Origin of the sequence: Kitasatospora sp. CB01950 (assembly GCF_001905465.1) — a bacterium.
In the GTDB taxonomy this organism is placed as follows: Bacteria; Actinomycetota; Actinomycetes; order Streptomycetales; family Streptomycetaceae; genus Kitasatospora.
The window spans coordinates 23,240-46,550 of the sequence record NZ_LISX01000004.1 but is presented as its reverse complement, the minus strand read 5'-3'; the positions used below and the strand labels follow the sequence as shown (position 1 = coordinate 46,550).

Annotated in this window: 26 protein-coding genes; 16 read left to right on the top strand and 10 right to left on the bottom strand. The window is 73.2% G+C overall.

Translation table 11 applies throughout. The annotated features are described in order from the left end of the window. Positions 1–254: 254 nt before the first annotated feature. The 3 genes from AMK19_RS12200 to AMK19_RS12190 form a co-directional block, all read right to left on the bottom strand. Positions 255–710, bottom strand: a complete 456-nt coding sequence (locus AMK19_RS12200) for a DUF6113 family protein (protein WP_198953310.1) — start codon at positions 708–710, stop codon at positions 255–257. Further along, a complete protein-coding gene (mshB, locus tag AMK19_RS12195; RefSeq protein WP_073810998.1) occupies positions 707–1,615 on the bottom strand; it encodes an N-acetyl-1-D-myo-inositol-2-amino-2-deoxy-alpha-D-glucopyranoside deacetylase in 909 nt (302 codons plus the stop codon). The genes AMK19_RS12200 and mshB overlap by 4 nt, the downstream gene beginning before the upstream one ends. Positions 1,616–1,682: 67 nt before the next feature. Further along, entirely contained in the window at positions 1,683–1,877 is a 195-nt protein-coding gene (locus AMK19_RS12190; RefSeq protein WP_073810997.1) for a DUF2304 family protein, read from the bottom strand. A 245-nt stretch (positions 1,878–2,122) separates the two neighbouring features. On the opposite strand from AMK19_RS12190, the gene AMK19_RS12185 reads away from it, so the two are divergent. The 5 genes from AMK19_RS12185 to AMK19_RS12165 all read left to right on the top strand — a co-directional run bounded on the left by AMK19_RS12185 (position 2,123) and on the right by AMK19_RS12165 (position 7,903). After that, the gene (locus AMK19_RS12185; protein WP_073810995.1) at positions 2,123–4,240 is read left to right on the top strand and encodes a S9 family peptidase; all 2,118 of its coding nucleotides are present in this window, start codon (positions 2,123–2,125) and stop codon (positions 4,238–4,240) included. 121 nt (positions 4,241–4,361) lie between these two features. Beyond that, positions 4,362–5,315: an ABC transporter ATP-binding protein gene (locus AMK19_RS12180; protein ID WP_073810994.1), complete on the top strand. Its 954-nt coding sequence runs from the start codon at positions 4,362–4,364 to the stop codon at positions 5,313–5,315. Beyond that, positions 5,312–6,034 (top strand): ABC transporter permease, encoded by a 723-nt coding sequence (locus AMK19_RS12175; protein ID WP_073810992.1) that lies wholly within the window; start codon positions 5,312–5,314, stop codon positions 6,032–6,034. Before AMK19_RS12180 ends, AMK19_RS12175 begins: the two co-directional genes overlap by 4 nt. An 8-nt stretch (positions 6,035–6,042) precedes the next feature. After that, positions 6,043–7,275: a sensor histidine kinase gene (locus AMK19_RS12170; RefSeq protein WP_083646788.1), complete on the top strand. Its 1,233-nt coding sequence runs from the start codon at positions 6,043–6,045 to the stop codon at positions 7,273–7,275. Between the two features lie 10 nt (positions 7,276–7,285). After that, positions 7,286–7,903 (top strand): response regulator, encoded by a 618-nt coding sequence (locus AMK19_RS12165; protein WP_073810991.1) that lies wholly within the window; start codon positions 7,286–7,288, stop codon positions 7,901–7,903. A gap of 147 nt (positions 7,904–8,050) precedes the next feature. On the opposite strand, the gene AMK19_RS12160 is transcribed toward AMK19_RS12165, so the two are convergent. Next, complete coding sequence (locus AMK19_RS12160) at positions 8,051–8,920, bottom strand: transglutaminase-like domain-containing protein (RefSeq protein ID WP_073810989.1); 870 nt, start codon at positions 8,918–8,920, stop codon at positions 8,051–8,053. A 51-nt stretch (positions 8,921–8,971) separates the two neighbouring features. After that, positions 8,972–9,976, bottom strand: a complete 1,005-nt coding sequence (locus tag AMK19_RS12155; RefSeq protein WP_073810987.1) for a GNAT family N-acetyltransferase — start codon at positions 9,974–9,976, stop codon at positions 8,972–8,974. A gap of 127 nt (positions 9,977–10,103) precedes the next feature. Between AMK19_RS12155 and fdxA the strand changes: the two genes are divergently transcribed. Further along, positions 10,104–10,430 (top strand): ferredoxin, encoded by a 327-nt coding sequence (fdxA, locus tag AMK19_RS12150; RefSeq protein ID WP_073810985.1) that lies wholly within the window; start codon positions 10,104–10,106, stop codon positions 10,428–10,430. A 17-nt stretch (positions 10,431–10,447) separates the two neighbouring features. After that, positions 10,448–11,593 carry a succinyldiaminopimelate transaminase gene (dapC, locus tag AMK19_RS12145; protein ID WP_073810983.1) on the top strand — a complete coding sequence of 382 codons (1,146 nt, stop codon included), beginning with the start codon at positions 10,448–10,450 and terminating at the stop codon, positions 11,591–11,593. Positions 11,594–11,662: 69 nt separating this feature from the next. On the opposite strand, the gene AMK19_RS38605 is transcribed toward dapC, so the two are convergent. Together AMK19_RS38605 and AMK19_RS12135 are read right to left on the bottom strand one after the other, a co-directional pair. After that, a complete protein-coding gene (locus tag AMK19_RS38605) occupies positions 11,663–12,373 on the bottom strand; it encodes a hypothetical protein (RefSeq protein WP_073810981.1) in 711 nt (236 codons plus the stop codon). A gap of 352 nt (positions 12,374–12,725) precedes the next feature. Continuing rightward, entirely contained in the window at positions 12,726–13,679 is a 954-nt protein-coding gene (locus AMK19_RS12135) for a hypothetical protein (RefSeq protein ID WP_073810979.1), read from the bottom strand. A 159-nt stretch (positions 13,680–13,838) separates the two neighbouring features. Here AMK19_RS12135 and dapE point away from each other — a divergent pair, with 159 nt between their 5' ends. Then, a complete protein-coding gene (gene dapE, locus AMK19_RS12130; RefSeq protein ID WP_073810977.1) occupies positions 13,839–14,912 on the top strand; it encodes a succinyl-diaminopimelate desuccinylase in 1,074 nt (357 codons plus the stop codon). A 93-nt stretch (positions 14,913–15,005) separates the two neighbouring features. Continuing rightward, on the top strand, positions 15,006–15,788 hold the full coding sequence (locus tag AMK19_RS12125; protein ID WP_073810976.1) for a TIGR00730 family Rossman fold protein: 783 nt from the start codon (positions 15,006–15,008) through the stop codon (positions 15,786–15,788). A gap of 31 nt (positions 15,789–15,819) precedes the next feature. Here AMK19_RS12125 and folP read toward each other — a convergent pair whose 3' ends face one another. Further along, complete coding sequence (folP, locus tag AMK19_RS12120; RefSeq protein ID WP_073811674.1) at positions 15,820–16,632, bottom strand: dihydropteroate synthase; 813 nt, start codon at positions 16,630–16,632, stop codon at positions 15,820–15,822. 197 nt (positions 16,633–16,829) lie between these two features. Here folP and AMK19_RS12115 point away from each other — a divergent pair, with 197 nt between their 5' ends. Both AMK19_RS12115 and AMK19_RS12110 read left to right on the top strand, forming a co-directional pair. Further along, entirely contained in the window at positions 16,830–17,267 is a 438-nt protein-coding gene (locus AMK19_RS12115) for a DivIVA domain-containing protein (RefSeq protein WP_073810974.1), read from the top strand. Further along, on the top strand, positions 17,264–17,836 hold the full coding sequence (locus AMK19_RS12110; protein ID WP_073810972.1) for a DNA-3-methyladenine glycosylase I: 573 nt from the start codon (positions 17,264–17,266) through the stop codon (positions 17,834–17,836). The genes AMK19_RS12115 and AMK19_RS12110 overlap by 4 nt, the downstream gene beginning before the upstream one ends. A 136-nt stretch (positions 17,837–17,972) precedes the next feature. Here the strand turns inward: AMK19_RS12110 and AMK19_RS12105 are convergent, their stop codons facing one another. Beyond that, a complete protein-coding gene (locus AMK19_RS12105; protein WP_073810971.1) occupies positions 17,973–18,773 on the bottom strand; it encodes an enoyl-CoA hydratase/isomerase family protein in 801 nt (266 codons plus the stop codon). Between the two features lie 303 nt (positions 18,774–19,076). On the opposite strand from AMK19_RS12105, the gene AMK19_RS12100 reads away from it, so the two are divergent. After that, a complete protein-coding gene (locus tag AMK19_RS12100; RefSeq protein WP_014137929.1) occupies positions 19,077–19,244 on the top strand; it encodes a DUF3117 domain-containing protein in 168 nt (55 codons plus the stop codon). A gap of 135 nt (positions 19,245–19,379) precedes the next feature. On the opposite strand, the gene AMK19_RS12095 is transcribed toward AMK19_RS12100, so the two are convergent. Next, the gene (locus AMK19_RS12095) at positions 19,380–20,057 is read right to left on the bottom strand and encodes an O-methyltransferase (RefSeq protein WP_380467724.1); all 678 of its coding nucleotides are present in this window, start codon (positions 20,055–20,057) and stop codon (positions 19,380–19,382) included. A 247-nt stretch (positions 20,058–20,304) separates the two neighbouring features. On the opposite strand from AMK19_RS12095, the gene sigE reads away from it, so the two are divergent. The 4 genes from sigE to AMK19_RS12075 all read left to right on the top strand — a co-directional run bounded on the left by sigE (position 20,305) and on the right by AMK19_RS12075 (position 23,252). Further along, positions 20,305–21,012, top strand: a complete 708-nt coding sequence (sigE, locus tag AMK19_RS12090; RefSeq protein WP_143200207.1) for an RNA polymerase sigma factor SigE — start codon at positions 20,305–20,307, stop codon at positions 21,010–21,012. Further along, a complete protein-coding gene (locus AMK19_RS12085) occupies positions 21,009–21,830 on the top strand; it encodes a zf-HC2 domain-containing protein (protein WP_073810968.1) in 822 nt (273 codons plus the stop codon). Before sigE ends, AMK19_RS12085 begins: the two co-directional genes overlap by 4 nt. A 131-nt stretch (positions 21,831–21,961) precedes the next feature. Then, a complete protein-coding gene (locus AMK19_RS12080) occupies positions 21,962–22,384 on the top strand; it encodes a sec-independent translocase (RefSeq protein ID WP_073810966.1) in 423 nt (140 codons plus the stop codon). Between the two features lie 211 nt (positions 22,385–22,595). Next, positions 22,596–23,252 carry a hypothetical protein gene (locus AMK19_RS12075; protein ID WP_073810965.1) on the top strand — a complete coding sequence of 219 codons (657 nt, stop codon included), beginning with the start codon at positions 22,596–22,598 and terminating at the stop codon, positions 23,250–23,252. Positions 23,253–23,311 lie beyond the last annotated feature (59 nt).

Here is a 23,311-nt window from a genome sequence, read left to right as displayed (position 1 = left end):
CTGGGCCGTCCGCTGCGTATGGGGCGGGTCGGGCCGCCGTACGGCGGCGTGCGGGCCGAACGGCCCCGGGGACATCAGCTGTTCACATGTCGGCTGCGGCAACGCCCCGTCACGCGAGTGGTGCCGAAGGTACCGTCCTGCCCACGAGGGCCGGACGGTGGGGGTGGCCCGCCGAGGCACCACCATACCGACTGCGAATCCGCCCCGTCGGACGACCGGAGGATCCCAATGGTCCGAATCCCCCCGGTATGGGGCTAGCGGTCGCCGTCCTTGACAGTCCGTCGGGGCTCCGGCGCCGGTACGCCGAACAGGAACCCGGAGCGGGTCGGCAGGGTCGCGCACACCACGCCGAGCATCGAGCCGCCGAACAGGTAGGCGTACGCGCTCGCGGTCGCGGCAAGCACCACGTCGCCCTCCGGACGGGGCGCCAGCAGCACCGCCAGCACCACGAACCAGCCGGCCAGCGGCACGCCCGCGCCGAGCTTGGTGCCGGTCACCCGCAGGCCGCCGTAGAACAGGCCGAGGCAGGCCAGCAGGGCCAGCAGCACGCCCACCGGCGGCCACAGGGCCTGCACGAAAGCTCCGCAGGCGGAGAGCGCCGCGCCCAGCAGGAACAGCACCGCGTAGAGGCCGATCCGGACGCCGCGCGGCGGGAGCGGCTCGGCCAGGCGGTCCTCGCGGCTGCCGAGGAAGGGGTGCAGGAACTTCACCGGGCCACCCCGGTCGCCACTCCGGCGAACAGGTCGCTCTCCGGGCCGCCAGGGCCGCCAGGGCCGAGCGCGCCGTGGACCAGCTCGTAGTACTCCGTGGCCAGCAGCGGCTGGCCCAGGTCGTTGCTGAGCGCGAAGTGCTGCCCGTCCACCACGATCTGGGTCGCGTGCGCCCGCATCGCGGCGGCCTTCGCACCGGCGTGCGCGGCGTTGTCGAGCGCCGTGGTGACCACCCGGTCGTCCACCACGCCGGGGATCTGGTCGACCGGCGCGGCGCCCTTGAACGGGGCCTCGGCGGCCGTCCGGCGCAGCCCGGCCTCGATCACCGAGCGGGGCATCCGGTTGTAGTAGACCTTGGCGACCTGCCAGGGCTCGCCGAGCTCCGGGCGGAAGGCCGGGTCGGCGGCCAGCCGGTAGCCGCGCAGCGCCACCCGGTGCGCCTGGATGTGGTCGGGGTGGCCGTAGCCGCCCTGCTCGTCGTACGTCACCAGCACCTGCGGGCGGACCTCGCGGATCACCGCGACCAGGTGGCCGGCCGCCTCGTCCACGTCGGCCTGCCAGAAGCAGGACGGGTCGTGGTTGTCCCGCACGCCCATCATCCCGGAGTCCCGGTAGCGGCCCGCGCCGCCCAGGAAGCGATGGTCGGTGACCCCCAACTCGCGCATCGCGGAGGCCAGTTCGCCGATCCGGTGGGCGCCGAGGGTGTTGTCCCGGTCCTGCGCCAGGTGGGCGAGCTCCGGCGGGATCACCTCACCGCCCTCGCCCAGGGTGCAGGTCACCAGCGTGACCCGGACGCCCTCGGCGGCGTACCGCGCCATGGTGGAGCCGTTGTTGATCGACTCGTCGTCGGGGTGGGCGTGCACCAGCAGCAGCCCGCGCTCGTCGGCCGGGGGTACGGAGGTCATGCCCGGCAGCTTACGGCCTGCCCGGAGCGGACTCCCCGGACAGGCCGTGGCGGCACGCGGGCGGCGCTCAGAGCCTCAGGCTGTTGATCATCCCGGCCAGGTTGGCCGTCACCTCCTGGATCGACGGCGCGACCGAGCTGGACGCCAAATAGAAGCCCAGCAGGGTGCACACCAGCGCGTGGCCGAGTTTCAGGCCGGACCGGCGGACCAGGAGCCAGACCACGAACAGCATCAGGACAGCGACGGAGACGGACAAAGCCATGACGGCTCACACCCTTCCTCGGGTGCGCCGCCCCCGGGGGAGGGGCAGCGGGCGAACGATGGTCAACAGATACCCGATCGGTGACCGGAGGGTGACGTTCCGTGAGCCTCCCCGGGGTGTCGCGACGGCCTCGTTCGGGTACAGCGCCCCCGGTCAGGGGCGGTCCGAACGGCCGTACGTCGCGGTTCGGGACGGCTGCGCCGTACGAGTGAGGGGCCGGCCGGGCAGGGCTTAGTCTCGGCGCCATGACCACCGAGAAGCCGCACGACACCTTCCCCCGGCAGTACGCGCGCACCAACCGGTTCACCACCGGCGCGCCCCGGTCGTTCACCGTCTCCCCGGACGGCGCCCGGGTGCTGTTCCTGCGCTCCCGCGGCGTCGACGCGCCCGCCAACCTGCTGTGGAGCCTGGACGTCGCGACCGGTGTCGAGACCGTGCTCGCCGACCCGGCGGTGCTGCTCGGCGGCGGCGCCGAGGAGCTGTCCGCCGCCGAGAAGGCCCGCCGTGAACGCAGCCGGGAGACCTCCGCCGGAATCGTCGGCTACGCCCTGGACGCCGCCGGGCGTGCCGCGGTGTTCGTCCTCTCCGGCCGGCTGTTCGCGGTCGACGTGGAGACCGGCGAGGCGCGTGAACTTCCCTCCGCCGCACCGCTGTTGGACCCGCGGCCGAGCCCGGACGGCAGCCACGTCGGCTATGCCACGCCGGGTGGCGAGCTGCGGGTGACCGCCCTCGACGGCAGCGGCGACCGGCTGCTCGCCGGGCCCGACGGCGAGAACGTGACCTGGGGGCAGGCCGAGTTCGTCGCGCAGGAGGAGATGGGCCGCGACCGCGGCCACTGGTGGGCCCCCGACGGCAGCGCGCTGCTCGCCGCCCGGGTCGACGACACGCCGGTGCGCCGCTGGTGGATCGCCGACCCCGCCAACCCCCAGCGACCGCCGGTCGAGATCGCCTACCCCGCGGCCGGCACCCCCAACGCCGAGGTCGGCCTCTGGCTGCTCGGCCTGGACGGCACCCGCACCGAGATCCGCTGGGACCGCGCCGCCTACCCGTACCTGGCCCGCGTGCACTGGTCGGCCGGCGGCCTGCCGCTGCTCCAGGTGCAGGCCCGTGACCAGCGCGAACAGCTGGTGCTTGAGGTCGAGCCGAGCACCGGCGCGACCACCGTGCTGCTCGCCGAGCGGGACGAGGACTGGCTGGAGCTGTTCGACGGCGTCCCGGTGCGGCGCACCGACGGGCAGCTGGTGCGGATCGCCGACCAGGACGGCGTCCGGGTCCTGATGATCGGCGAACAGGCCGTCACCGACGCCGAGTTGCACGTCCGCGCGGTGCTCGGGGTGGACGCCGAGCAGGTGCTGTTCTCGGCCTCCTGCGGCGCCGCCGAGTTCGAGCGCCGCGCGCCCGGCTGGCTCGGCGTCTTCGCGTACGGCCCGGACGGCGTGCGAGAGCTCGGCGACGGCGCGCTCGGCGCAGTGCGCGGCGGCGGCACCACCGTGCTCACCACCGCCGACCCGCTCCGCCCCGGCACCGTCGTCCAGGTGCTGCGGGACGGCGCCGAACCGCTGGTGATCGCCTCCCACGCGGCCACCCCGCTGCTGACCGCCCGCCCGCTGTTCCGGTTCGCCGGCGAGCGGCGGATCCCCTGCGCGGTGCTGCTTCCCACCGGCTACGACCCGGACACCGACGGGCAGTTGCCGGTGCTGATGGACCCGTACGGCGGCCCGCACGGGCAGCGCGTGGTGCAGGCCCACAACCCGCACCTGACCTCGCAGTGGTTCGCCGACCAGGGCTTCGCGGTGATCGTCGCCGACGGGCGCGGCACCCCCGGGCACAGCCCCGCCTGGGAGAAGTCCATCAACCGGCGCACCGCCGAGATCACCGTCACCGACCAGGTCGACGCGCTGCACGCGCTCGCCGAGGAGTTCCCGCTCGACCTCGGCCGGGTCGCCATCCGCGGCTGGTCCTACGGCGGCTACCTGGCCGCCGCCGCCGTGCTCCGCGAACCCGACGTGTTCCACGCCGCGGTGGCCGGCGCGCCCGTCACCGAGCACGACCTGTACGACACCCACTACACCGAGCGCTACTACGGCGACCCCGCGGTGGAGCCGGAGGCGTACCAGGCCAACTCCGTGGTGGCGCTGGCGCCTTCGCTGCGCCGACCGCTGATGATCGTGCACGGCCTGGCCGACGACAACGTCGTCGTCGCGCACAGCCTGCGGCTGTCCACCGCGCTGCTCGCCGCCGGCCGCCCGCACACCGTGCTGCCGCTGTCCGGGGTCACCCACATGACGCCGCAGGAGGACGTCGCCGAGAACCTGCTGCTGCTCCAGGTGCGCTTCCTGAAGGACGCCCTGGGCATGGCGTAACGGGTGCGCCCGTGACATCCGTCATGCGGACGTCACGACGGTGCACACTGCCGCCGACACCCCCGTTCCGAGGAGTCTTGAGGAGTCGCAGAGAAACGGCTCCGAAGGGACTGAGAGACAGATGGGTACGGGAACGGGGGAGGTCGCGGCCTTCCGGAACGTCAGCAAGAACTACGGCCGGGTGAAGGCGGTGAACGGGCTCGACCTGGTCCTGCGGCCGGGCGAGACCGTCGCCCTGCTCGGCCCGAACGGCGCCGGCAAGTCCAGCAGCCTCGACCTGCTGCTCGGCCTGCGCGAACCCGACAGCGGCACCGTCGAACTGTTCGGCGGCGCCCCGCGCGACGCGATCACCTCCGGCCGGGTCGGCGCGATGCTGCAGAGCGGCGGCCTGATGAGCGACGTCAAGGTCCGCGAACTGGTCACCCTCGCCTGCAAGGTGCACCCCAAGGGCCACACGCCCGACGAGGTGCTGACGACCGCCGGCATCACCGAGATCGCCGACCGCCGCGTCGACAAGCTCTCCGGCGGCCAGGAACAGCGCGTCCGGTTCGCCCTCGCGGTGGCCGGCGCCAACGACCTGATCGTGCTGGACGAGCCCACCACCGGCATGGACGTCTCCGTCCGCCGACAGTTCTGGGACGCCATGCGCGCCCAGGCCGCCGCCGGCCGCACCGTGCTGTTCGCCACCCACTACCTGGAGGAGGCGGACTCCATCGCCGACCGCGTCCTCGTCCTGCACAAGGGCCGACTGATCGCCGACGGCACCTCCGCCGAGATCAAGGCCAAGGCCGGCGCCCGCCGGATCGGCTTCGAACTGCACCCCTCCGACGGCGGCCGGCTCGACGAGGCCCTGCTGCGCTCCCTGCCCGGCACCGTCGGACTCGACATCGGCACCCGCACCGACGGCGTGCACACGGTCCGGATCCGCTCCACCGACGCCGACGCGGGCGTCGCCGCGCTCTACAAGGCCGGCCTGTACCCGCGCGGGCTGGAGGTCACCAGCCTCGGCCTGGAGCAGGCCTTCCTGACCATCACCGGCGAGCAGGACAAGGACGACGAGGAGAGCGCGCGATGACCACCCTGATCAAGCTGGAGATCCTGCGCACCCTGCGCAACAAGCGGTACCTGATGTTCACCGTCCTCTACCCGGCCCTGCTGTACGTGTTCTTCATCAGCGCCTACGGCAGCGGCGGCACAGTGGCCGGCGGCGTCTCCGTCAAGTCGTACTTCATGGTCTCGATGGCCACCTTCGGCGCGGTCGGCGCCGTCCTCACCGGCTCCGCGCAGCGGATCTCGCTGGAGCGCAAGAGCGGCTGGACCCGCCAACTGCGGCTCACCGCACTGCCCGGCCACGCCTACACCATCGGCAAGATCGCCGCCTGCGCCGTCACCACGCTGCCCGCCATCGCCGTGGTCTTCGCGATCGGCGCGATCGAGGGCGTCGACCTCACCGCCGTCCAGTGGCTCGGCCTGGCCGCCGCCCTGTGGCTCGGCAGCTTCGTGTTCGCCGCGCTCGGCGTCGCCCTCGGCTACGCCGCCCAGCCGGACGCCGTCCAGCCCGCCGTGATGATCGTCTACATGCTGATGGCGCTGTTCGGCGGCACCTGGTTCCCGGTCAGCGACTCGCTGAAGACCTACGCCCGGTTCAACCCCGTCTACGACTACAACCAGCTGGCCACGTTCATCCACGGCCAGGCCGTCGCGACCTCCGCCGTCCTCGCCCTCGCCGGCTTCCTGGCGCTGTTCGCCGCCGCCGCGGCCTACCTGTACCGCAAGGACGCGCAGCAGGCATGATGGCCCGCATGCAGACCACCGGCCCGGCCCGCCGCCCCGACCAGTACGGGGAGGACGGGCCGGACGGCCGTTGGACCACGTACCCGGGCGCGCCCGTGGAGACCCGCCGGCAACTGCTCGCCAAGCTCGCCTGGACTTCCGTCTGGGCGGTCTACCTGGCCTACCCCGTCCAGGACCTGGCGACCGGTCAGCACACCCCCGCGGCGACCACCGCCGGCGCCGTCCTGCTGGCCGTCTTCCTCACCGCCTACCTGTCCCTGGTGGTGATCCGCCACCACCCGGGCGTCCGGCAGACCAAGCGCTACCTGCCGCTCGGCCTGATGGCCGCGATCGCCGTCGGCACCTCGTACGCCCTCGGCGAGGCCTGGCTGACCCTGTTCACGTATACCTCGGTGTGCGTCGCGGTCCTGCTGCCCGGACGGCTCGGCCCCATCGGCGTCCTCGCCACCACCGGCCTGTTCGCCGCGGTCGGGATCACCAGCCACGCCGACCTCGGGACCTTGGTCAGCATCGGCCTGCCCTGCGTGCTGGCCGGACTCGCCATGCTCGGCATGCAACGACTCGTCGCCACCATGCGGGAGTTGCGCGAAGCCCGGACCGCCGTCGCCCACCTCGCCGCCTCCGAGGAACGGCTGCGCCTCGCCCGCGACCTGCACGACCTGCTCGGCCACTCGCTCTCGCTGATCGCCATCAAGAGCGAACTCACCGGCCGCCTCATGGATGCCGGGAAGGCCACCGAGGCCCGCGCCCAGGTCGCCGACATCGAACAGGTCGCCCGGCAGTCCCTCACCGACGTCCGGGAAGCCGTCAGCGGCTTCCGCCGCCCCACCCTGGCCGTCGAACTCGCCGCCGCTCGCACCGCGTTGAGCGCCAGCCAGATCGAACTCGACGCCGACCCCCGGCTGCTCGACGAACGCCCCGGCCTCGGCACCGACGAATCCGTCGCCCTCGCCTGGGCCCTGCGCGAAGCCGTCACCAACATCGTCCGGCACGGCGTCGGCGCCACCCGCTGCACCGTCCACCTCGACGAGACCTGGGAGGACGACGGCCGCCACGCCGTCCTGGACATCGTCGACAACGGCCCCGGACCCGGCAAGTCCCTCCCCGGCAACGGCCTCTCCGGCCTGCGCGAACGCCTCGAACAGGTCGGCGGCCGCCTCGACGCCGGCCCCGCCGACCGCGGCAAGGGCTTCCGCCTGCGCGCCCTCGTCCCGCTGCGACCCGGCCCCACCGGGGAATAGGCTGCGCCCCGTGACGGACGGACAGGTACGCGTACTCCTCGCCGAGGACCAGGGCATGGTGCGGGAGGCGCTCGCCGCGCTGCTCTCGCTGGAGGACGACCTCGACGTCGTCGCACAGGTCGCCCGCGGGGACGCGGTGGCGGCGGCGGTGGTCGACTCCCGGATCGACGTGGCGGTGCTCGACATCGAGATGCCCGGCATGACCGGCATCGACGCCTGCGCGGAGATCCGCCGTGTCCGGCCGCAGACCAAGGTCGTCATCGCCACCACCTTCGGCCGGCCCGGCTACCTGCGCCGCGCGATGGAGTCCGGCGCGGACGCGTTCCTGGTCAAGGACGCGCCGGCCGCGGAGCTCGCCGACGCGATCCGGCGGGTGCTGCGCGGCGAGAAGGTCATCGACCCGAAACTGGCCGCGGCGGCCCTCTCGGAAGGGCCCAACCCGCTCACCGCCCGCGAACGCGACGTCCTGGCGGCAGCGGCGGACGGCGCGGTCAACGCGGACATCGCGGCCCGGCTGCACCTCTCCGAGGGGACGGTGCGGAACTACCTGTCGATGGCGATCCAGAAGACCTCGGCGCGCAACCGCGCCGAGGCGGTGCGGGTCGCGAGAGAAAAAGGTTGGCTGTAGGAGAACAACCAGGGGCGCGGGGAACCGCGCGAAGCGGAAGGCGCCCCACCGCAAGATCGCGACGCAGGACAATGACCTGCACGTGATCGCGACCTTGCGGACGTGGTGTGCGCTGGTCGCGCAGTTCCCCGCGCCCCTGGCGGTGCTTCAGTTCAGCCGGTGCCGCGAGGCTTTCGCTTCCTGGCGGACGCGCCTCGCGCTGTCCGGGTCGAAGGCGTCGAGGATTTCCGCGTACGCGTCCATCTCCGCGGCGCCGCCCAGGAAATCGCCGGTCTTGACGAGCAACTCGGCGCGTTCGAGGCGGAGTTGGGCGGGGTGGCGGGGGAAGAGGAGGGCGAGTTCGGTGGCCCAGAGCTGGGTGCGGGCGTGTTCGGGGCGTTCGGCGGCCCAGTGGCGGATGTTGGCGAGCACGCGCAGCACGGTGTCGAGGGGCTGGGCGGGGGTGAGCAGGTCGGGGGTGAAGCGGCCGCCGGCCGCGGCGACCAGGCGTTCGATGTCGGGGACGTCGAGGATGCGGCCGCCGTGGAAGGGGTCGGCGAGGACGTAGTCGTCGCCGCTCGCGGGGCCGCCGACGGCGACGATGAAGTGGCCGGGCAGGGCGATGCCGTGGACGGTCAGGCCGGCTCGGGCGGCGACCGCGGACCAGACCAGGGAGAGCATGATCGGCAGCCCGCGGCGGCGCCGGAGGACCTCCGGGAGCAGGGAGGATTCGAGCCGCAGGTAGTCGGACTGGCGGCCGTGGAAGCGTTCCCGGCCGCCGAGCACCGCCGCGAGCAGCGCGGCGGTCTCCTCGGGGCTGCTCGGGCGGCGTTCGGCGACGGCCTGGCGGATGGCGGCGGCGTGCCGGTCCAGGGCGGTCCGGCAGGCGCTCAGGACGGCGTCCAGGTCGGGCGGTTCGGCGCTGTCGCCGGGGTCGCCGAGGGTGTGCTCGGCGGCGGCGAGCAGGCACAGCAGCACCGGGTCGGGGTCTTCGGCCCGGGCTTCGTCTCGGAAGCGGATTCTGCTCTGCTCGGTCACTGCGGCCTTCGGTTCGGCAGCGGGGTCGTGGCTCGGTTCTGGTGGTGCACGCTACCGCTGGGAGAGGCGGGCGTAGTGGTAAGTGTGACTGGTCGTGAAGCCCTGCCGGTCGTAGAGCGCCTGTGCGCCGTGGTTGTCGGCCTCGACCTGCAGGTAGGCGCCGGTGGCGCCCTCCTCGGCGGCGCGGGCGGCGAGCACGGCCATCACGGTGGTGGCCAGGCCGCGGCGGCGGGCGGCCGGGACGACCTCGACGGCGGAGAGTCCGGCCCAGGCGCCGTCCACGACGATGCGGCCGATGGCCAGCGGGGTGCCGTCGGGGCCGGGCACGTGGGCGAGCCAGACCGAGGGGCCGCCGTGCAGGACGGCGCTCGCGGCGGACTCCAGGGCCGGGTCGTCGCCCACGCGGCGGTACAGCGAGAGCCAGTCGCGGTCGGCGGTGCGGGAGAGCCGGACCTGCCGCCAGCTGTCCGGGGCGGCCGCCCCGGTCAGTGCGCCGAGCGGGGCGGTGCGGACCGTGGTCGGGGCCAAGTGCTCGCCCAGGCCGTCGAGTTCGGGTGCCGAGGAACCCTCGACCACTTCGATGTGGGCGGGCAGGCCGCGGGCCGCGTACCAGTCGCGGACGGCGTCCAGCGCCTCGTCCAGCGGCAGGCCCGGGTCGCCGAGCGCCTGCACCGAGTTGGCGCGCCGGGTGAAGCCGGCCGAGGCGCGCAACAGCCAGTCGCCGAGCGGCTGCTGTTCGATCGCGGGCCAGCCGCGGCCGGCGGTGCGCTGGAGTTCGGCGGGGGTGGCCCCGGGCACCGGGACGTTCCGGGCCGGGAACGGCGGAACCGGCTTGCCGGCGACCACCAGTTCGGACCCGAAGTGCGCCGACACGCCGCCGCGGGATTCCACCGTCAACCCGTCGTCGTCCCAGGAAGTGAGCACGCCGATCACATCGCGGAACACCGGCCGTCCGTCCGCCACGCCGTCAACACGCCGTACCGAGACGCGTCTTCCCACGTCAGACGGGTCTATCCGGACCTCCGGACGGTCCCTGAGCGGCTTTCCGCCGACCATCAAGCACACCTCCTGTGCATTTGCGTCCCCCGACCCGCGATACTAGGTGCGGGCATCGACGACGCCGCGCGCACCGCGCGACCGAGTAAACAGTAGGGCGGCAGCCCTTCCGAGGAGGAACGACAGCGTGACCTACGTCATCGCGCAGCCTTGTGTCGACGTGAAGGACAAGGCGTGCATCGAGGAGTGCCCCGTCGACTGCATCTACGAGGGCCAGCGCTCGCTCTACATCCACCCGGACGAGTGCGTGGACTGCGGTGCGTGTGAGCCGGTGTGCCCCGTCGAGGCGATCTTCTACGAGGACGACACTCCGGAGGAGTGGAAGGACTACTACAAGGCGAACGTCGAGTTCTTCGACGATCTGGGCTCGCCCGGCGGTGCCTCCAAGCTCGGCCTGATCGAGCGTGACCACCCGTTCATCTCGGCCCTGCCCCCGCAGAACGCCGACCACTGATCGGTGGCATCCACGCTGTGAGCACCAACGACAGCACGCACGCGCCGTTCCCGGGCCACCCGGGGGCGGCGCGCCGCGTATCCGACCGCCTGCCGGTCTTCCCGTGGGACAAGCTCGAGCCGTACAAGCGCACCGCCGAGAGCCACCCGGACGGGCTGTGCGACTTCTCCGTCGGCACCCCCGTCGACCCGGTGCCGGAGCTGATCCAGCAGGCCCTGGCCGCGCACACCGACACGCCCGGCTACCCGACCGTGTGGGGCCCGCTCGCCCTGCGCGAGTCGATCGCCGGCTGGCTGAACCGCCGGATGGGCGCCGAGATCGGCCCCGAGGCGGTGCTGCCCACCGTCGGCTCCAAGGAGCTGGTGGCGTGGCTGCCCGGCCAGCTCGGCCTCGGCCCCGGCGACCAGGTCGCCTACCCGAAGCTCGCCTACCCCACCTACGAGGTCGGCGCGCTGCTCTGCGGCGCCGAGCCGGTCGCCTACGACGACATCGACGAGCTGGACGGCAGCAAGGTCCGGCTGCTCTGGCTCAACTCGCCGTCCAATCCGACCGGACGGGTGCTCGGCGCGGACGAGCTGCGCCGCGCCGTCGCGTGGGCCCGGGAGCACCGGGTGCTGCTGGTCAGCGACGAGTGCTACCTCGAACTCGGCTGGGAGGCCGAGCCGGTGTCGGTGCTGAACCCGTCGGTGTGCGGCGGCGCCCACGAGGGGCTGCTGGCCGTCCACTCGCTCTCCAAGCGCTCCAACCTCGCCGGGTACCGGGCCTCGTTCGTGGCCGGTGACGCGGTGGTGGTCCGCGAGCTGCTGGAGATCCGCAAGCACGGCGGCATGATCGTGCCCGCGCCGGTGCAGGCCGCCACCGCGGTGGCGCTCGCCGACGACGCGCACGTCGCCGAGCAGCGGGAGCGGTACGCGAAGCGGCGCGGTGCGCTGCGGGCCGCGCTGGAGGCGTACGGGTTCCGGATCGAGCACTCCGAGGCGAGCCTGTACCTGTGGGCGACCCAGGACAAGCCGTGCTGGGAGACCGTGGCCGAACTCGCCGAGCTGGGCATCCTGGTGGCCCCCGGCGACTTCTACGGCCCGGCGGGCGACCGCTTCGTGCGGGTGGCGTTCACCGCCACCGACGAGCGGGTGGCCGCCGCCGTGGAGCGCCTCAAGCGCTGACGCGCGGGTATGCGGAAGGGGCGGAGCCGGTCGGCTCCGCCCCTTCCGCGTGTGGGCGTGCGGTGGCGATCAGCCGATCGGCAGGCCGCCGCCCAGCAGGCCGCCCAGCGGGGTGCCGGCGAGCAGGCCGCCCAGCGGGCTGCTGCCGCCGCCGAGCGAGGGCATCGCGCCCAGGCGGTTGGCGGACTCGTGCTCGGCCAGGCCGGCCACGGCGCCGGTGACGGGCAGCGACTTGGCGGCGGCGAGGACCGGGTCGAGCTTCTCGGCGACGGGCAGGCTGTGCGCCAGCCGGTCCACCGGCAGGCCCTTGGCCACGGTCTGCATCGGGGTGGCGGTGGCCTTCTGGGCGGCCGGGAGGACCTTGTCGGTGACCGTGGGGCCGACCTTCTGCTCGACGGTCGGGACGACCCGGTCGGACAGCGTGCCGAGCGCACCGGTCAGCTCGCCCGCCTTGGCGGCCGGGCCGAGGTGGCCGAGCGCGTCGTCGGTGGACGGCAGGGTGTGCGCGACGGTGCTGCCGGCCGCGTCGCCGGCCGCAGGGCCGCCCGCCGCGAGGGCCGCGCTGCCGGTGGTGCCGACCATCTGGCCGAGCTCGTGGGTCGCCCCCTGCACCGTGTCGCCCGAGTTGGGGACGTTGGCCAGCTTGGTCACGCCCGCGCCCAGGTCGGTCTGCGGGACCACCTCGGTGGCGGAGGCGGCACCGGCGGCCGCGAGCGGCGCCGCGGTGGCGGCGACGATCAGCGCGGCCTGGGCGATCCGGCGCGTGAGGGGGAGGGACATGGTGCTCCTAAGAGGTGAGGTCTACGGTCCGCCGGGCGGACGGCCGGGACAGCTGTCCGGCTCGCCCCACGGGCGACGTGTATGACCGCAAGAGCACCGGGAAGGTTTCGGCCGGTCAAGGTCAAGGGTTGGCAAAGATCGGACGATCCGCTTTCCGGCAAACCGTGCGGATCGTCCACGATCGACGTGCTGAAGAATCGTCACTTCCCTTGGCGGGGAAGGAATTCGCCGGGCGCCGGACGGGCCGGCGTGTCGGCTCTCGGCCGAGTGCCGTGCCGTCAGCGGGAGTTGACGCGAATCACCCGGTGGGCCGTCACCCGCGCATCTGTGCGTCAACGCACGGTCGGTGCCGTCACTTCTTCTTCGCCGGGGCGCCCAGCGTCACCAGCACCCGGTCCGCCGGGGCGTTCGGCAGCGGCTTCCAGCCGTCGTTGGGGCGGTCCACCCGCCACACCTTGCCGTCGTAGGCGACCTGCCCGATGCCCAGGTCCGCCGCCCGCGCCACCGACCACTGGGCCAGCGCCCAGCCGGTCTGCTGGGTGCCGCCCGCGCCCGCCGTGCTCGCGGTCGGCTGCGGGGTGAACGCCAGCACCTCGCGCGGGTCCTTGGGCGCCCGGTCGGCGCCCGCCACCGTCACCGCCTTGCCGAACTCGCGGCGCACCCGCTCCGAGACGCCGGTGGCCGGCGGGGCCGCCGCGTCCGGCTGCGGCAGCTCGTGCACCACGCAGTTCAGCGACGCCGGCTCACGGCCCATCAGCACGGTCGCCAGCAGCGTCGCGTTGTTCTCGTGCTTGGCGTACGCCTGCGGGTAGCCGCTGCGCTGCACCTGCTGGGCGGCGTCGGTCAGCGGCATCTGCGCGTAGCCGTTCACCTTCACCAGGGCGTCCAGGAACTTGTTGGTGGCGTACACCGGGTCCATGATCTGGTCGACCGTGCCCCAGCCCTGCGAGGGGCGCTGCTGGAACAGGCCCACCGAGTCCCGGTCGCCGCCCTCCAGGTTGCGCAGCTTGGACTCCTGTATGGCGGTGGCCAGTGCGATCGTCACCGCCCGCTCGGGCAGGCCGCGGGACATCGCCACCGCCGTGATGGTCGCCGCGTTCGCCGCCGCGCCCAGTTCCAGCTTGCCGGAGCCCGCTGCGGTGGCGACCTTGCACCCCTCCTCCGGGACGCTGATCTTGTCCCGGTTCAGCCACACCACCAGGCCGCCGACCACCGACAGCGCCAGCAGCCCGACCAGGATTCGCCACCACGGCCGCCGACGGCGCTCGGACGCGCCACCCCCCGGGTACTCGGCGTCTGTGGCCACGGTCGCCCCTCTCCTCGTCGTCCCTCGTCGTCCTGTCGCGGCGGTCCGAATCGGGTCCGCGCCGTTCGCGGACACCGTAACCGCTCGGACGGTCGTACGGGTCCGTGCGGTTGCGTGCCCCGCTGCCGGGCCGTCCGGCCGCTCGGTAGGGTGGCGGCCATGAGCAGCCCGAACGAGCCCCTCGACCTGACCCTCGACGGCGGGACGCTGACCGCCCGCCTCGTCGACTTCCCGTCCGTCAGCGGCGAGGAGACCGCTCTCGCCGACGCGGTCGAGGCCGCGCTCCGGGCCTACCCGCACCTCACCGTCGACCGGTTCGGCAACAACGTGGTCGCCCGCACCCACCTCGGCCGGGCCCAGCGGGTGGTGCTCGCCGGCCACCTGGACACCGTCCCGATCGCCGACAACGTGCCCTCGCACGTCGAGGGCGACCTGCTCTACGGCTGCGGCACGTCCGACATGAAGTCCGGCGTCGCGGTCCAACTCCGGCTCGCCGCCACGGTGGTGGATCCCAACCACGACGTCACCTACGTCTTCTACGACAACGAGGAGGTGGAGGCCGAACGCAACGGCCTCGGCCACCTCTTCGCCACCCACCCCGACTGGTTGGCCGGCGACTTCGCCGTCCTGATGGAGCCCAGCGGCGCCGTCGTCGAGGGCGGCTGCCAGGGCAGCCTGCGCGCCGACATCACGCTCACCGGCGTCCGCGCCCACGCCGCCCGCAGCTGGCTCGGCGACAACGCCATCCACAAGGCCGCCGAGGTGCTCCGCCGGCTCGTCGAGTACACGCCGCGACGGGTCGTCATCGACGGCCTGGAGTACCGCGAGGGCCTGAACGCCACCCGCATCGACGGCGGCGTCGCCGGCAACGTCATTCCCGACGAGTGCCGGATCCACGTCGCCTTCCGGTTCGCCCCCGACCGCAGCCTGGAGCAGGCCGAGGCCCACCTGCGGGAGGTCTTCGAGGGCTACCAGGTCGACATCGTGGACGCCTCCCCGGCCGCGCTGCCCGGCCTCTCCCAGCCCGCCGCCCAGGACTTCCTGGCCGCCGTCGGCGGCGAGCCCCGGGCCAAGTTCGGCTGGACCGACGTCGCCCGGTTCTCCGCGCACGGCGTCCCCGCCGTCAACTACGGCCCCGGCGACCCGAACCTGGCCCACAAGCGCGAGGAGCACTGCTCGCTGACCGCGATCGCCGACGTCGAGGCGCGACTGCGGGCCTGGCTCACCAAGTAGCTTGTCGGAGCGGCATGTCCGCGCCCGGTGGTGTCGCACAGCCGTTTTCCGTTGTTCCTCGGAAAGTTGCCTTGTCAGGCGTAGGGTTTCGTCATGACAGCCAACGGAGAAGGACACGTCCGCAGGACCAAGAAGCCGTGGCCCGAGAAGCGCAAGGGCCCGGTGCTGCTCCGGCGGGACCAGGTCGAGACGGAGACGACGGACCAGCGGCTGCTGGACACCACCGGGCCGACCGACTGGTTGCACACCGACCCGTGGCGGGTGCTGCGGATCACCTCGGAGTTCGTCGAAGGCTTCGGCGCGCTCGCCAAACTCCCCACCGCCATCAGCGTGTTCGGCTCCGCCCGGACCGCGGTCGGCTCGCCCGAGTACGAGGCCGGCGTGGAGATCGGCCGGGCCCTCGCCGAGGCCGGCTACGCGGTGATCACCGGCGGCGGCCCCGGCGCGATGGAAGCCGCCAACAAGGGCGCCACCGAGGCCGGCGGGCTGAGCGTCGGCCTCGGCATCGAGCTGCCCTTCGAGCAGGGCCTCAACGAGTACGTCGACCTGGGCCTGAACTTCCGCTACTTCTTCGTCCGCAAGACGATGTTCGTGAAGTACTCCCAGGGCTTCGTGGTGCTCCCCGGCGGACTCGGCACCCTGGACGAGCTGTTCGAGGCGCTCACCCTGGTGCAGACCCGGAAGGTCACCCGCTTCCCGGTCATCCTGTTCGGCAGCGCCTACTGGGGCGGGCTGGTGGAGTGGCTGAAGAACACCCTGGTCGCAGAGGGCAAGGCCGGCCCGCAGGACCTCGACCTGTTCCACGTCACCGACGACGTCGCCGACGTGCTCAAGGTCCTGGAGGACGCCCGCAAGCCGCAGGGGACGGAAGCGTAGCCGCCCCCGACGGCCCGGGCCGGCCCGCCGGTCAGGCCAGCCCCCGGCGGGCGACCGCCGGGGGACGGGTGCCGCGGATCGACGCCACCATGTCCAGCACCTGACGGGTCTCCGCGACCTGGTGCACCCGGTAGACCTGCGCGCCCAGCCAGGCCGAGACGGCGGTGGTGGCCAGCGTGCCGAGCAGGCGCTCGTCCACCGGCTTGTCCAGCGTCTCGCCGACGAAGTCCTTGTTCGACAGCGACACCAGCACCGGGAACCCGGTCGCCGTCATCTCCGGCAGCCGACGGGTCGCCTCCAGCGAGTGCCGGGTGTTCTTCCCGAAGTCGTGGCCCGGGTCGATGATCAACCCGTCGCGGCGCACGCCCAGTTCGAGCGCCCGCTCGGCCAACCCGACGGTCACCGCCAGGATGTCCGCCATCACGTCCTCGTACCCCACCCGGTGCGGACGCGTCCGCGGCTCCGCGCCGCCCGCGTGCGTGCACACCAGGCCCGCGCCGTACCGGGCCGCGACCTCCGCGAGCTTCGGGTCGAAACCGCCCCACGCGTCGTTCAGCAGATCCGCGCCCACCTCGCAGACCGCCTCGCCGACCTCGTGCCGCCAGGTGTCCACGCTGATCACCGCGTCCGGGTGGCGCTTGCGCAGCTCCGCCACGAACGGCACCGTGCGCCGCAACTCCTCCTCGACGGTGACCTCTTCGCCCGGGCCGGCCTTCACCCCGCCGATGTCCAGGATCGCCGCGCCCTCCGCCATCGCCCGGTCCGCGGCGGCGAACGCGGCCTCGTCGGCGAAGGTCGCCCCCCGGTCGAAGAACGAGTCCGGAGTGCGGTTGACGATCGCCATCACGAGCAGCTCGTCCGGACCGAACTCCCGCGTGCCGAGGCGTAGTGCCACCGGTGTCTCCTCCTCAGCGCTCCCGGGTGCAATGATGGGCCCCGGCCTGTACGGGACCATGATCCCACCTGATCCCGCCAGAGGGCCGAAGCCGACGGGAATTGCCGGGGACGACCGGGCGACCGGGGACTGACGGAGGACAGCTCGTGTTCTGGGTGATCGTGGTTGCGATGGCCGTGGTCGTCGGTGGCGCCGCACTGGTGGCGCTGGGCGGCGGCGGATCCCTTCCGGAGGCGGAGCACGACCGCGTCACCGCCCGCCTCCCGCAGGACCGCCCGCTCAGCCGCACCGACGTCGACGACCTGCGCCTGCCGATGGCGCTGCGCGGCTACCGGATGGACGAGGTCGACGACGTCCTCGACCGGCTCGGCGCGGAACTCGCCCTCCGCGACGCGAGGATCGCCGAACTGGAGGCGGTCGGCGCGGTGCGCGGCTCGGTCGAGGCGACGGGCGCGGCCGGCGGGGAGCCGCTGCCGGGGCTGGAGTCGTTCACGGCGGTGCTGGAGAAGAAGCCCTCCGTCGAGGACTCCTCCGAGGACTCCTCCGAAGGCTCCTCGGACGCCGAGAAGAGCGACCACTCGTGACCACCGGCGCGGTGCTCGGCGGGGACGGGCTGCTGCGGTGCGGGTGGGGCGACTCGGCGGACGACTACCGGATCTACCACGACACCGAGTGGGGCCGCCCGGTCCACGGGGACCAGGCCCTGTTCGAACGCATCTCGCTGGAGGCGTTCCAGTCCGGGCTGTCCTGGATCACCATCCTGCGCCGACGCGAAGGCTTCCGGGCGGCGTTCCGGGACTTCTCGATCGAGCAGGTCGCGGAGTTCGGGGACGCCGACGTGGAGCGGCTGCTGGCCGACACCGGGATCATCCGGAACCGGGCGAAGATCCTGGCCACAATCGCCAACGCACGGGCGGCACTTGAGCTCGGCCCCGGCGAACTGGACACCCTGGTCTGGAACCACGCGGGCGACCCGACCCGGCCCGCGCCCCGGACGCTCGCAGAGGTCCCGGCGGTGACGGCGGAGTCCACCGCGCTGTCGAAGGCCCTGAAGAAGAACGGCTTCCGCTTCGTCGGCCCGACGACCGCCTACGCACTGATGCAGGCATGCGGCCTGGTGAACGACCACCTGGCCGACTGCCACGCGCGGTAGGCCGCCCGAGCAGCCACGGCTCGCCGTCCACGGACCTACCGAGAGTGCCGTTCCCCTTCGCGCACTTCCCCGCGCCCCTGGCTTCGCCAGGAGTGCGGGGTGAGAATGGCGTGAAGGGAGCTCCACCCCTTGGGAGTTACTTGCCGACGAAGGCGGGCTTCTGCTTTGCCACGAAGGCGTCCACGGCGATCCGGTGGTCCTCGCTGTTGCCGGCCATGGTCTGCAACTCCTCCTCCTTGTCGAGGAGTTCGGTCAGCGAGTGGGACGCGCCGTAGGCCAGGGACTCCTTGATCGCGCCGTAGGCGACGGTGGGGCCGTCGGCGAGGGTGAGGGCGAACCGGTGGGCGGTGGTGGCGAGTTCGGCGGCGGGGACGACCCGGGTGGCGAGGCCCAGCGCCAGCGCCTCTTCGGCGCGGACGGTGCGGGGGAGCATGAGGAGCTCGGTGGCGCGGGCGTGGCCGACCAGGCGGGGGAGGGTCCAGGAGGCGCCGGAGTCGGTGGTGAGGGCGACGCCGGCAAAAGAGGTGTTGAAGCCGGCGGTGTCGGCGACGATCCGGAAGTCGCAGGCGAAGGCGAGCGAGGCGCCGGCGCCGGCGGCGATGCCGTTGACGGCGGCGACGGTGGGCTTGCGCATCCCGGCGAGGGCGCGGACCAGCGGGTTGTAGTGCTCGGCGACGGTGCGCAGGGCGCTCTCGCCGGTCTCCTGCTGGTGGTGGAGCAGTCCGAGGTGCTCCTTGAGGTCCTGGCCGACGCAGAAGGCCTTCTCGCCGGCGCCGGTGAGCAGCACGGCCCGGACGTCGGGGTCGGTGGCGGCGGTGGTGACGGCGTCCCGGAGGGCGACCTTGGTGGCGACGTCGAGGGCGTTCATGGCGTCGGCGCGGTCGATGGTGAGGACGGCGAGGGCGCCGTCGCGGTGGTAGCGCACGGTGTCGGACATCGGTGAGGGCTCCCGGGTCGCGGTGGGCTGGCGGTGGGCTGTCGTGGGCACAGCATGCCGGAGTGCGGCCGGGTGGGGGAGTGTGAGGTGGCGCACCTCCGGAAGGCGTGTCGGAGTGCGACGGGATGCGGCTTTCGGCTGGTAATCGCTGCCTTGATGCAGGTTCGGGAGGCTTGGCGCAGAGAGTGATGTTGGTCATCGAGCGGTCGCATGCGGGATAATGGCTTCCGATCAATGCGTTCGATACCGGCGGTGGACGGACTGCCGGTGCGTACCTGAACGGTTGCAGGAAGGGGAACGAGCATGGCGGCCATGAAGCCGCGGACGGGTGACGGCCCGCTGGAGGTAACCAAGGAGGGGCGGGGCATCATCATGCGCGTTCCGCTCGAAGGGGGCGGGCGCCTGGTGGTCGAGCTGACGCCGGACGAGGCCGATGCTCTGGGCGAGGCGCTGAAGAAGGCCTGCGGCTGACTCAGGCAGGTACTGCCACTCGCACATCCCGGGCGCTCCGGGAGTGTTCGACGGGCCCGGTCCCCCGGTTCGCGGGGAGCGGGCCCGTTCCGCTGCCCGCGAACCGGGGGACCGGGCCCCGGCGGCGGCCCGTGCTCAGCGTTTGACCGCGCAGAGCAGGCCGTCGCTGACCGGCAGCAGCGCGGGCAGCAGGCTGTCGCCCTGCTCGCGGATGTCGGCGACCAGGTCGCGCACGGCGCGGGTCTGCGGGTCGTCGAGTTCGGGTTCGGCGAGCCGGCCCTCCTGGAAGACGCCCTCGAAGCAGACCACGCCGCGCGGCCGGAGCAGCCGCATCGCCTCGGTGAGGTGGAAACCGGAGTCGGCCGGGTCGCCGTCGCAGAACACCAGGTCGTACTGGCCGTCGGCGAGTCGCGGCAGCACGTCGCGGGCCCGGCCGGGGATGAAGCGGGCCCGGTTGGCGGCGAACCCGGCGGCCAGGTAGGCCTCGCGGGCGTACTGCTGGCGGACGGGTTCGGAGTCGACGGTGGTGAGCACGCCGTCGGGCCGCATGCCGCGCAGCAGGTAGACGCCGGACACGCCGGTGCCGGTGCCGATCTCGACCACCGCCTTGGCGTCGAGCGCGGCGGCCAGCAGGCGCAGGGCCGCGCCGCCGCTGGGGCCGATCGCGCGTATGCCGGTGCGGGCCGACTGGGCCCGGGCGTAGGTCAGCACCGCGTCCTCGCCGATGTAGGTGTCGGCGAGGGCCACTCGCTGGGGCCCGAACTCGGTGATGGCTGCCTCTTCCGGAGCGCCGATGTCGATGGAAGTCGACAAATTCCAGCGACAGACTACTGGCCGTCCGGGAACCGCGTTCGACGGCTGGCCGTTGAGTTGTCGTGGGTGGCCGGACCACCTGCGGCGGCCGCTGTTCGACCGCTCTTATCCGGGCTTGACGTGTGAGGTGGATATGGTGGTGGCTCTGCTGGGCAGAAGAGCCGACCGAGGAGGTGTGGCCGAGGGCGACGTCCCTGTGCAGCGGCACTCCCGCGGCACCACGTCGGCCCGTACGCCGAAGCCCGTGATGAACCAGTCTGTGCACTCCCCCCTGGACAAGTCGGCCGCAGCCGACGACTCGGTGGCCGAGACCACCGGCACGCTCGCGTCCTTCGCGGAGGGGCCCGACGCGCAGAGCTGGACGCCGCCCAGCTGGGAAGAGATCGTCGAGGCGCACAGCGCCCGGGTCTACCGCCTGGCGTACCGGCTGACGGGCAATCAGCACGACGCGGAGGACCTCACGCAGGAGGTCTTCGTCCGGGTGTTCCGCTCGCTGTCCACCTACACCCCCGGCACGTTCGAGGGCTGGCTGCACCGGATCACCACCAACCTGTTCCTGGACATGGTCCGCCGCCGCCAGCGGATCCGCTTCGACGCCCTCGCCGAGGACGCGGCGGAGCGCCTGGCCAGCCGTGAGCCCAGCCCCGCCCAGCACTTCAGCGACACCCACTTCGACGCGGACGTGCAGCAGGCGCTGGACACCCTCGCCCCGGAGTTCCGTGCCGCCGTGGTGCTGTGCGACATCGAGGGCCTCTCGTACGAGGAGATCGCCGCCACCCTCGGGGTGAAGCTCGGCACCGTCCGCAGCCGGATCCACCGCGGCCGCTCGCACCTGCGCGCCGCCCTCAAGCACCGGGCGCCGAACGCCGCCGCGGGCCGTTCGCGCCGGGGCGGCTCCGCCGACCCCGTGCCGGTCGGCGCCGAACCGGCCGGTAGCGACCGGAGGGGGTCATGAGCGATCACGCCCCCGAGCGCGCGGACGCCAACGGCCGCTCGCGCTGGGCGTCGCTGCGCCGTGCCGAGCAGACCCCGGCGGGGTCCGAGCTGCGGCCCGTGGCGGTCCGTCCGGTCGAGCCGGCAGCCGAGGAGCACCACCACCTCGGCGACCGCCTCACCGCCTTCCTGGACGGCGAACTCGGCCACGACGCCCGCGAGCGGGTGCAGGCCCACCTGGCGACCTGCCCGGAGTGCCTGGCCGAGGCGGAGGGCGCCCGCGCGGTCAAGCGGACGCTCAGCAGCGCCGTGATGCCCGGCCCGTCCGCGGGGCTGATGGCCCGGCTGATGGCCGTGGCCGCGCTGCCGGAGGACGATTCGGACCCTGAAGGGCCGTCGGGTGCCGTGTTCGGCGGCAGCCGGCTCACCGGCGGCTCCTTCGGCCGGGGCGCGGGCTTCGGCGGCGGCGCGCTGGGCGCCGACGCCCCGATACCCGGGATCGACCCGCGGGCCGGCCTGTTCGGCTCCCGCCCGTCCGCCGTGGCGCGTCCGCTGGCTGCGCTCGCCGAACTTCCGACCCCCCGCCAGGCCCCCGCACGGGGGCGTCGGCTGGTGTTCGCCGCCGCCGGGGCGTTCTCGGTCGCGGCGGTCACCCTCGGCGGCCTCACCGCAGGTCAGTCCGGTCCGAACCGGCCCACCAGCGTCACCCCGGTCGGCGGGGCGATCGTCCCCGTCAACGCGCAGCAGCAGGCCGACATCCCGGACTATCCGATGCGCGCCCGCCTGCAGTCCAGCCCGCAGCCGTCGCCCAGCGGTGACCCGCGGCAGTTGCTGCGCTAGCCTGCCTTCACCGGCACGTCGTCGATGCCGGTCACCCGGGTGGTCTTTACCACGGATTCACCTCCGGGAGACCGGGAAACGGCCGCCCGCGTTTACCCTTGGTTCAGCGTTGTCGGGTGCTGGGAGTTCAGGTGTTCGGAGACATAGGCGGACTCGAGGTCCTGACCATCGTGATCATGGCCATTGTGATCTTCGGTCCGGACAAGCTCCCGAAGCTGATCCAGGACACCATGGGCTTCATTCGCAAGATCCGCTCCTTCGCGGACAACGCGAAGGAGGACATCCGCAGCGAGCTCGGACCGGATTTCCAGAACTTCGACTTCGAGGACCTCAACCCGAAGACCTTCGTCCGCAAGCAGCTGCTCGGCGACGGCGAGGACCCGCTCGGACTGAAGGACCTCAAGGACAGCGTCGACATCAAGTCCGCGCTGAACGGCGAGCCCACCCGCACTCCGACCGCCTCGGTCGACTTCTCCAAGCCGGCCGCCCCGGCGAGCAGCGGCCCGGCCCTCTCGGCCGGCGAGCGTCCCCCGTTCGACCCGGACGCCACCTGACCGACCGGCCCCCCGCACGACCCCGACGCCCCGCCCGGCAGGCGGGGCGTCGTCGTTCGCGCCGCTATCGTGTCCTCTACCTCCCCGGAGGCGGGCGCTGTGCGGTCCGTCACGCCAGGCCGTGTCCGGCCCGGTTCTTCCGGACGGAGGGGCCGCGGTGCGCCACCATGGAGCCCGCCCGTGGCAGGAGCACAGCCGAGGAGGCCCCGCAGTGGACGCCACGCAAACGACCGCAGACCCCGCCGCCACGCGTCGGCCCGCCGCCGACCCCCTCGCCGCCTACCGCGCCGCCGACTTCCCCTGGTACGGCCTCGACGAGGGCTGGACCGGCCGCCGCTGGCTCGGCCAGGTCGGCAACGGCCAGAACCCGCGCCCCACGCCGTCCGACACCCCCGACTACGGCACCCTCGGCCACGGCGACGAACCCGCCCGCGGGCCCGAACCCCGCGACACCCGGCGCTTCGCGGTGGTGGTCACGGTGGCCCGCCGCGAGGTACGCCGCAGCGCCGACAACACCGGCATCCTGGAAGCCACCTCCGCGTCCTCCGCCGCCTGGCTGGCCGGCGCCGGCCTGCTCGCCGCCACCTGGCCCGGCAACCTCGACCGCACCCTGCGCCAGCACTGGCTCGACCAGCAGTCCACCCTCGCCTGGGACTTGGCCGACGACCTCGAAGGCCCCGCCTGGTCCTCCCTCACCCTCCCCGTCAACGGCGTCCCGCAGCCCTTCCGCTACCGCGAGTCCGAGTACGGCTGGGTCCTGGCCGGCGAGGCCCCCGGCGTCCTCATCGGCGCCTACGGCCGCTCCGTCTCCGCGTACGGCATCGGCTTCACCACCGTCCCCGACCTGGAGACCTACGACGGCCGCTAGGGTCTGGCGGCTCCGGAAACGTGAACGGCCCCGGGCGGGTGCCCGGGGCCGTTCGTCGT

Bases quoted from the DNA above. Each gene is read 5' to 3' on its own strand.
- AMK19_RS12125 (WP_073810976.1), top strand. From the start codon at position 15,006: ATGACAGCCAACGGAGAAGGACACGTCCGCAGGACCAAGAAGCCGTGG.
- sigE (WP_143200207.1), top strand. From the start codon at position 20,305: ATGAACCAGTCTGTGCACTCCCCCCTGGACAAGTCGGCCGCAGCCGAC.
- AMK19_RS38605 (WP_073810981.1), bottom strand. From the start codon at position 12,373: ATGTCCCTCCCCCTCACGCGCCGGATCGCCCAGGCCGCGCTGATCGTC.
- AMK19_RS12170 (WP_083646788.1), top strand. From the start codon at position 6,043: ATGCAGACCACCGGCCCGGCCCGCCGCCCCGACCAGTACGGGGAGGAC.
- AMK19_RS12100 (WP_014137929.1), top strand. From the start codon at position 19,077: ATGGCGGCCATGAAGCCGCGGACGGGTGACGGCCCGCTGGAGGTAACC.
- folP (WP_073811674.1), bottom strand. From the start codon at position 16,632: ATGGCGATCGTCAACCGCACTCCGGACTCGTTCTTCGACCGGGGGGCG.
- AMK19_RS12085 (WP_073810968.1), top strand. From the start codon at position 21,009: ATGAGCGATCACGCCCCCGAGCGCGCGGACGCCAACGGCCGCTCGCGC.
- AMK19_RS12185 (WP_073810995.1), top strand. From the start codon at position 2,123: ATGACCACCGAGAAGCCGCACGACACCTTCCCCCGGCAGTACGCGCGC.
- AMK19_RS12190 (WP_073810997.1), bottom strand. From the start codon at position 1,877: ATGGCTTTGTCCGTCTCCGTCGCTGTCCTGATGCTGTTCGTGGTCTGG.
- dapE (WP_073810977.1), top strand. From the start codon at position 13,839: ATGAGCAGCCCGAACGAGCCCCTCGACCTGACCCTCGACGGCGGGACG.
- AMK19_RS12155 (WP_073810987.1), bottom strand. From the start codon at position 9,976: ATGGTCGGCGGAAAGCCGCTCAGGGACCGTCCGGAGGTCCGGATAGAC.
- AMK19_RS12175 (WP_073810992.1), top strand. From the start codon at position 5,312: ATGACCACCCTGATCAAGCTGGAGATCCTGCGCACCCTGCGCAACAAG.
- AMK19_RS12180 (WP_073810994.1), top strand. From the start codon at position 4,362: ATGGGTACGGGAACGGGGGAGGTCGCGGCCTTCCGGAACGTCAGCAAG.
- AMK19_RS12105 (WP_073810971.1), bottom strand. From the start codon at position 18,773: ATGTCCGACACCGTGCGCTACCACCGCGACGGCGCCCTCGCCGTCCTC.
- mshB (WP_073810998.1), bottom strand. From the start codon at position 1,615: ATGACCTCCGTACCCCCGGCCGACGAGCGCGGGCTGCTGCTGGTGCAC.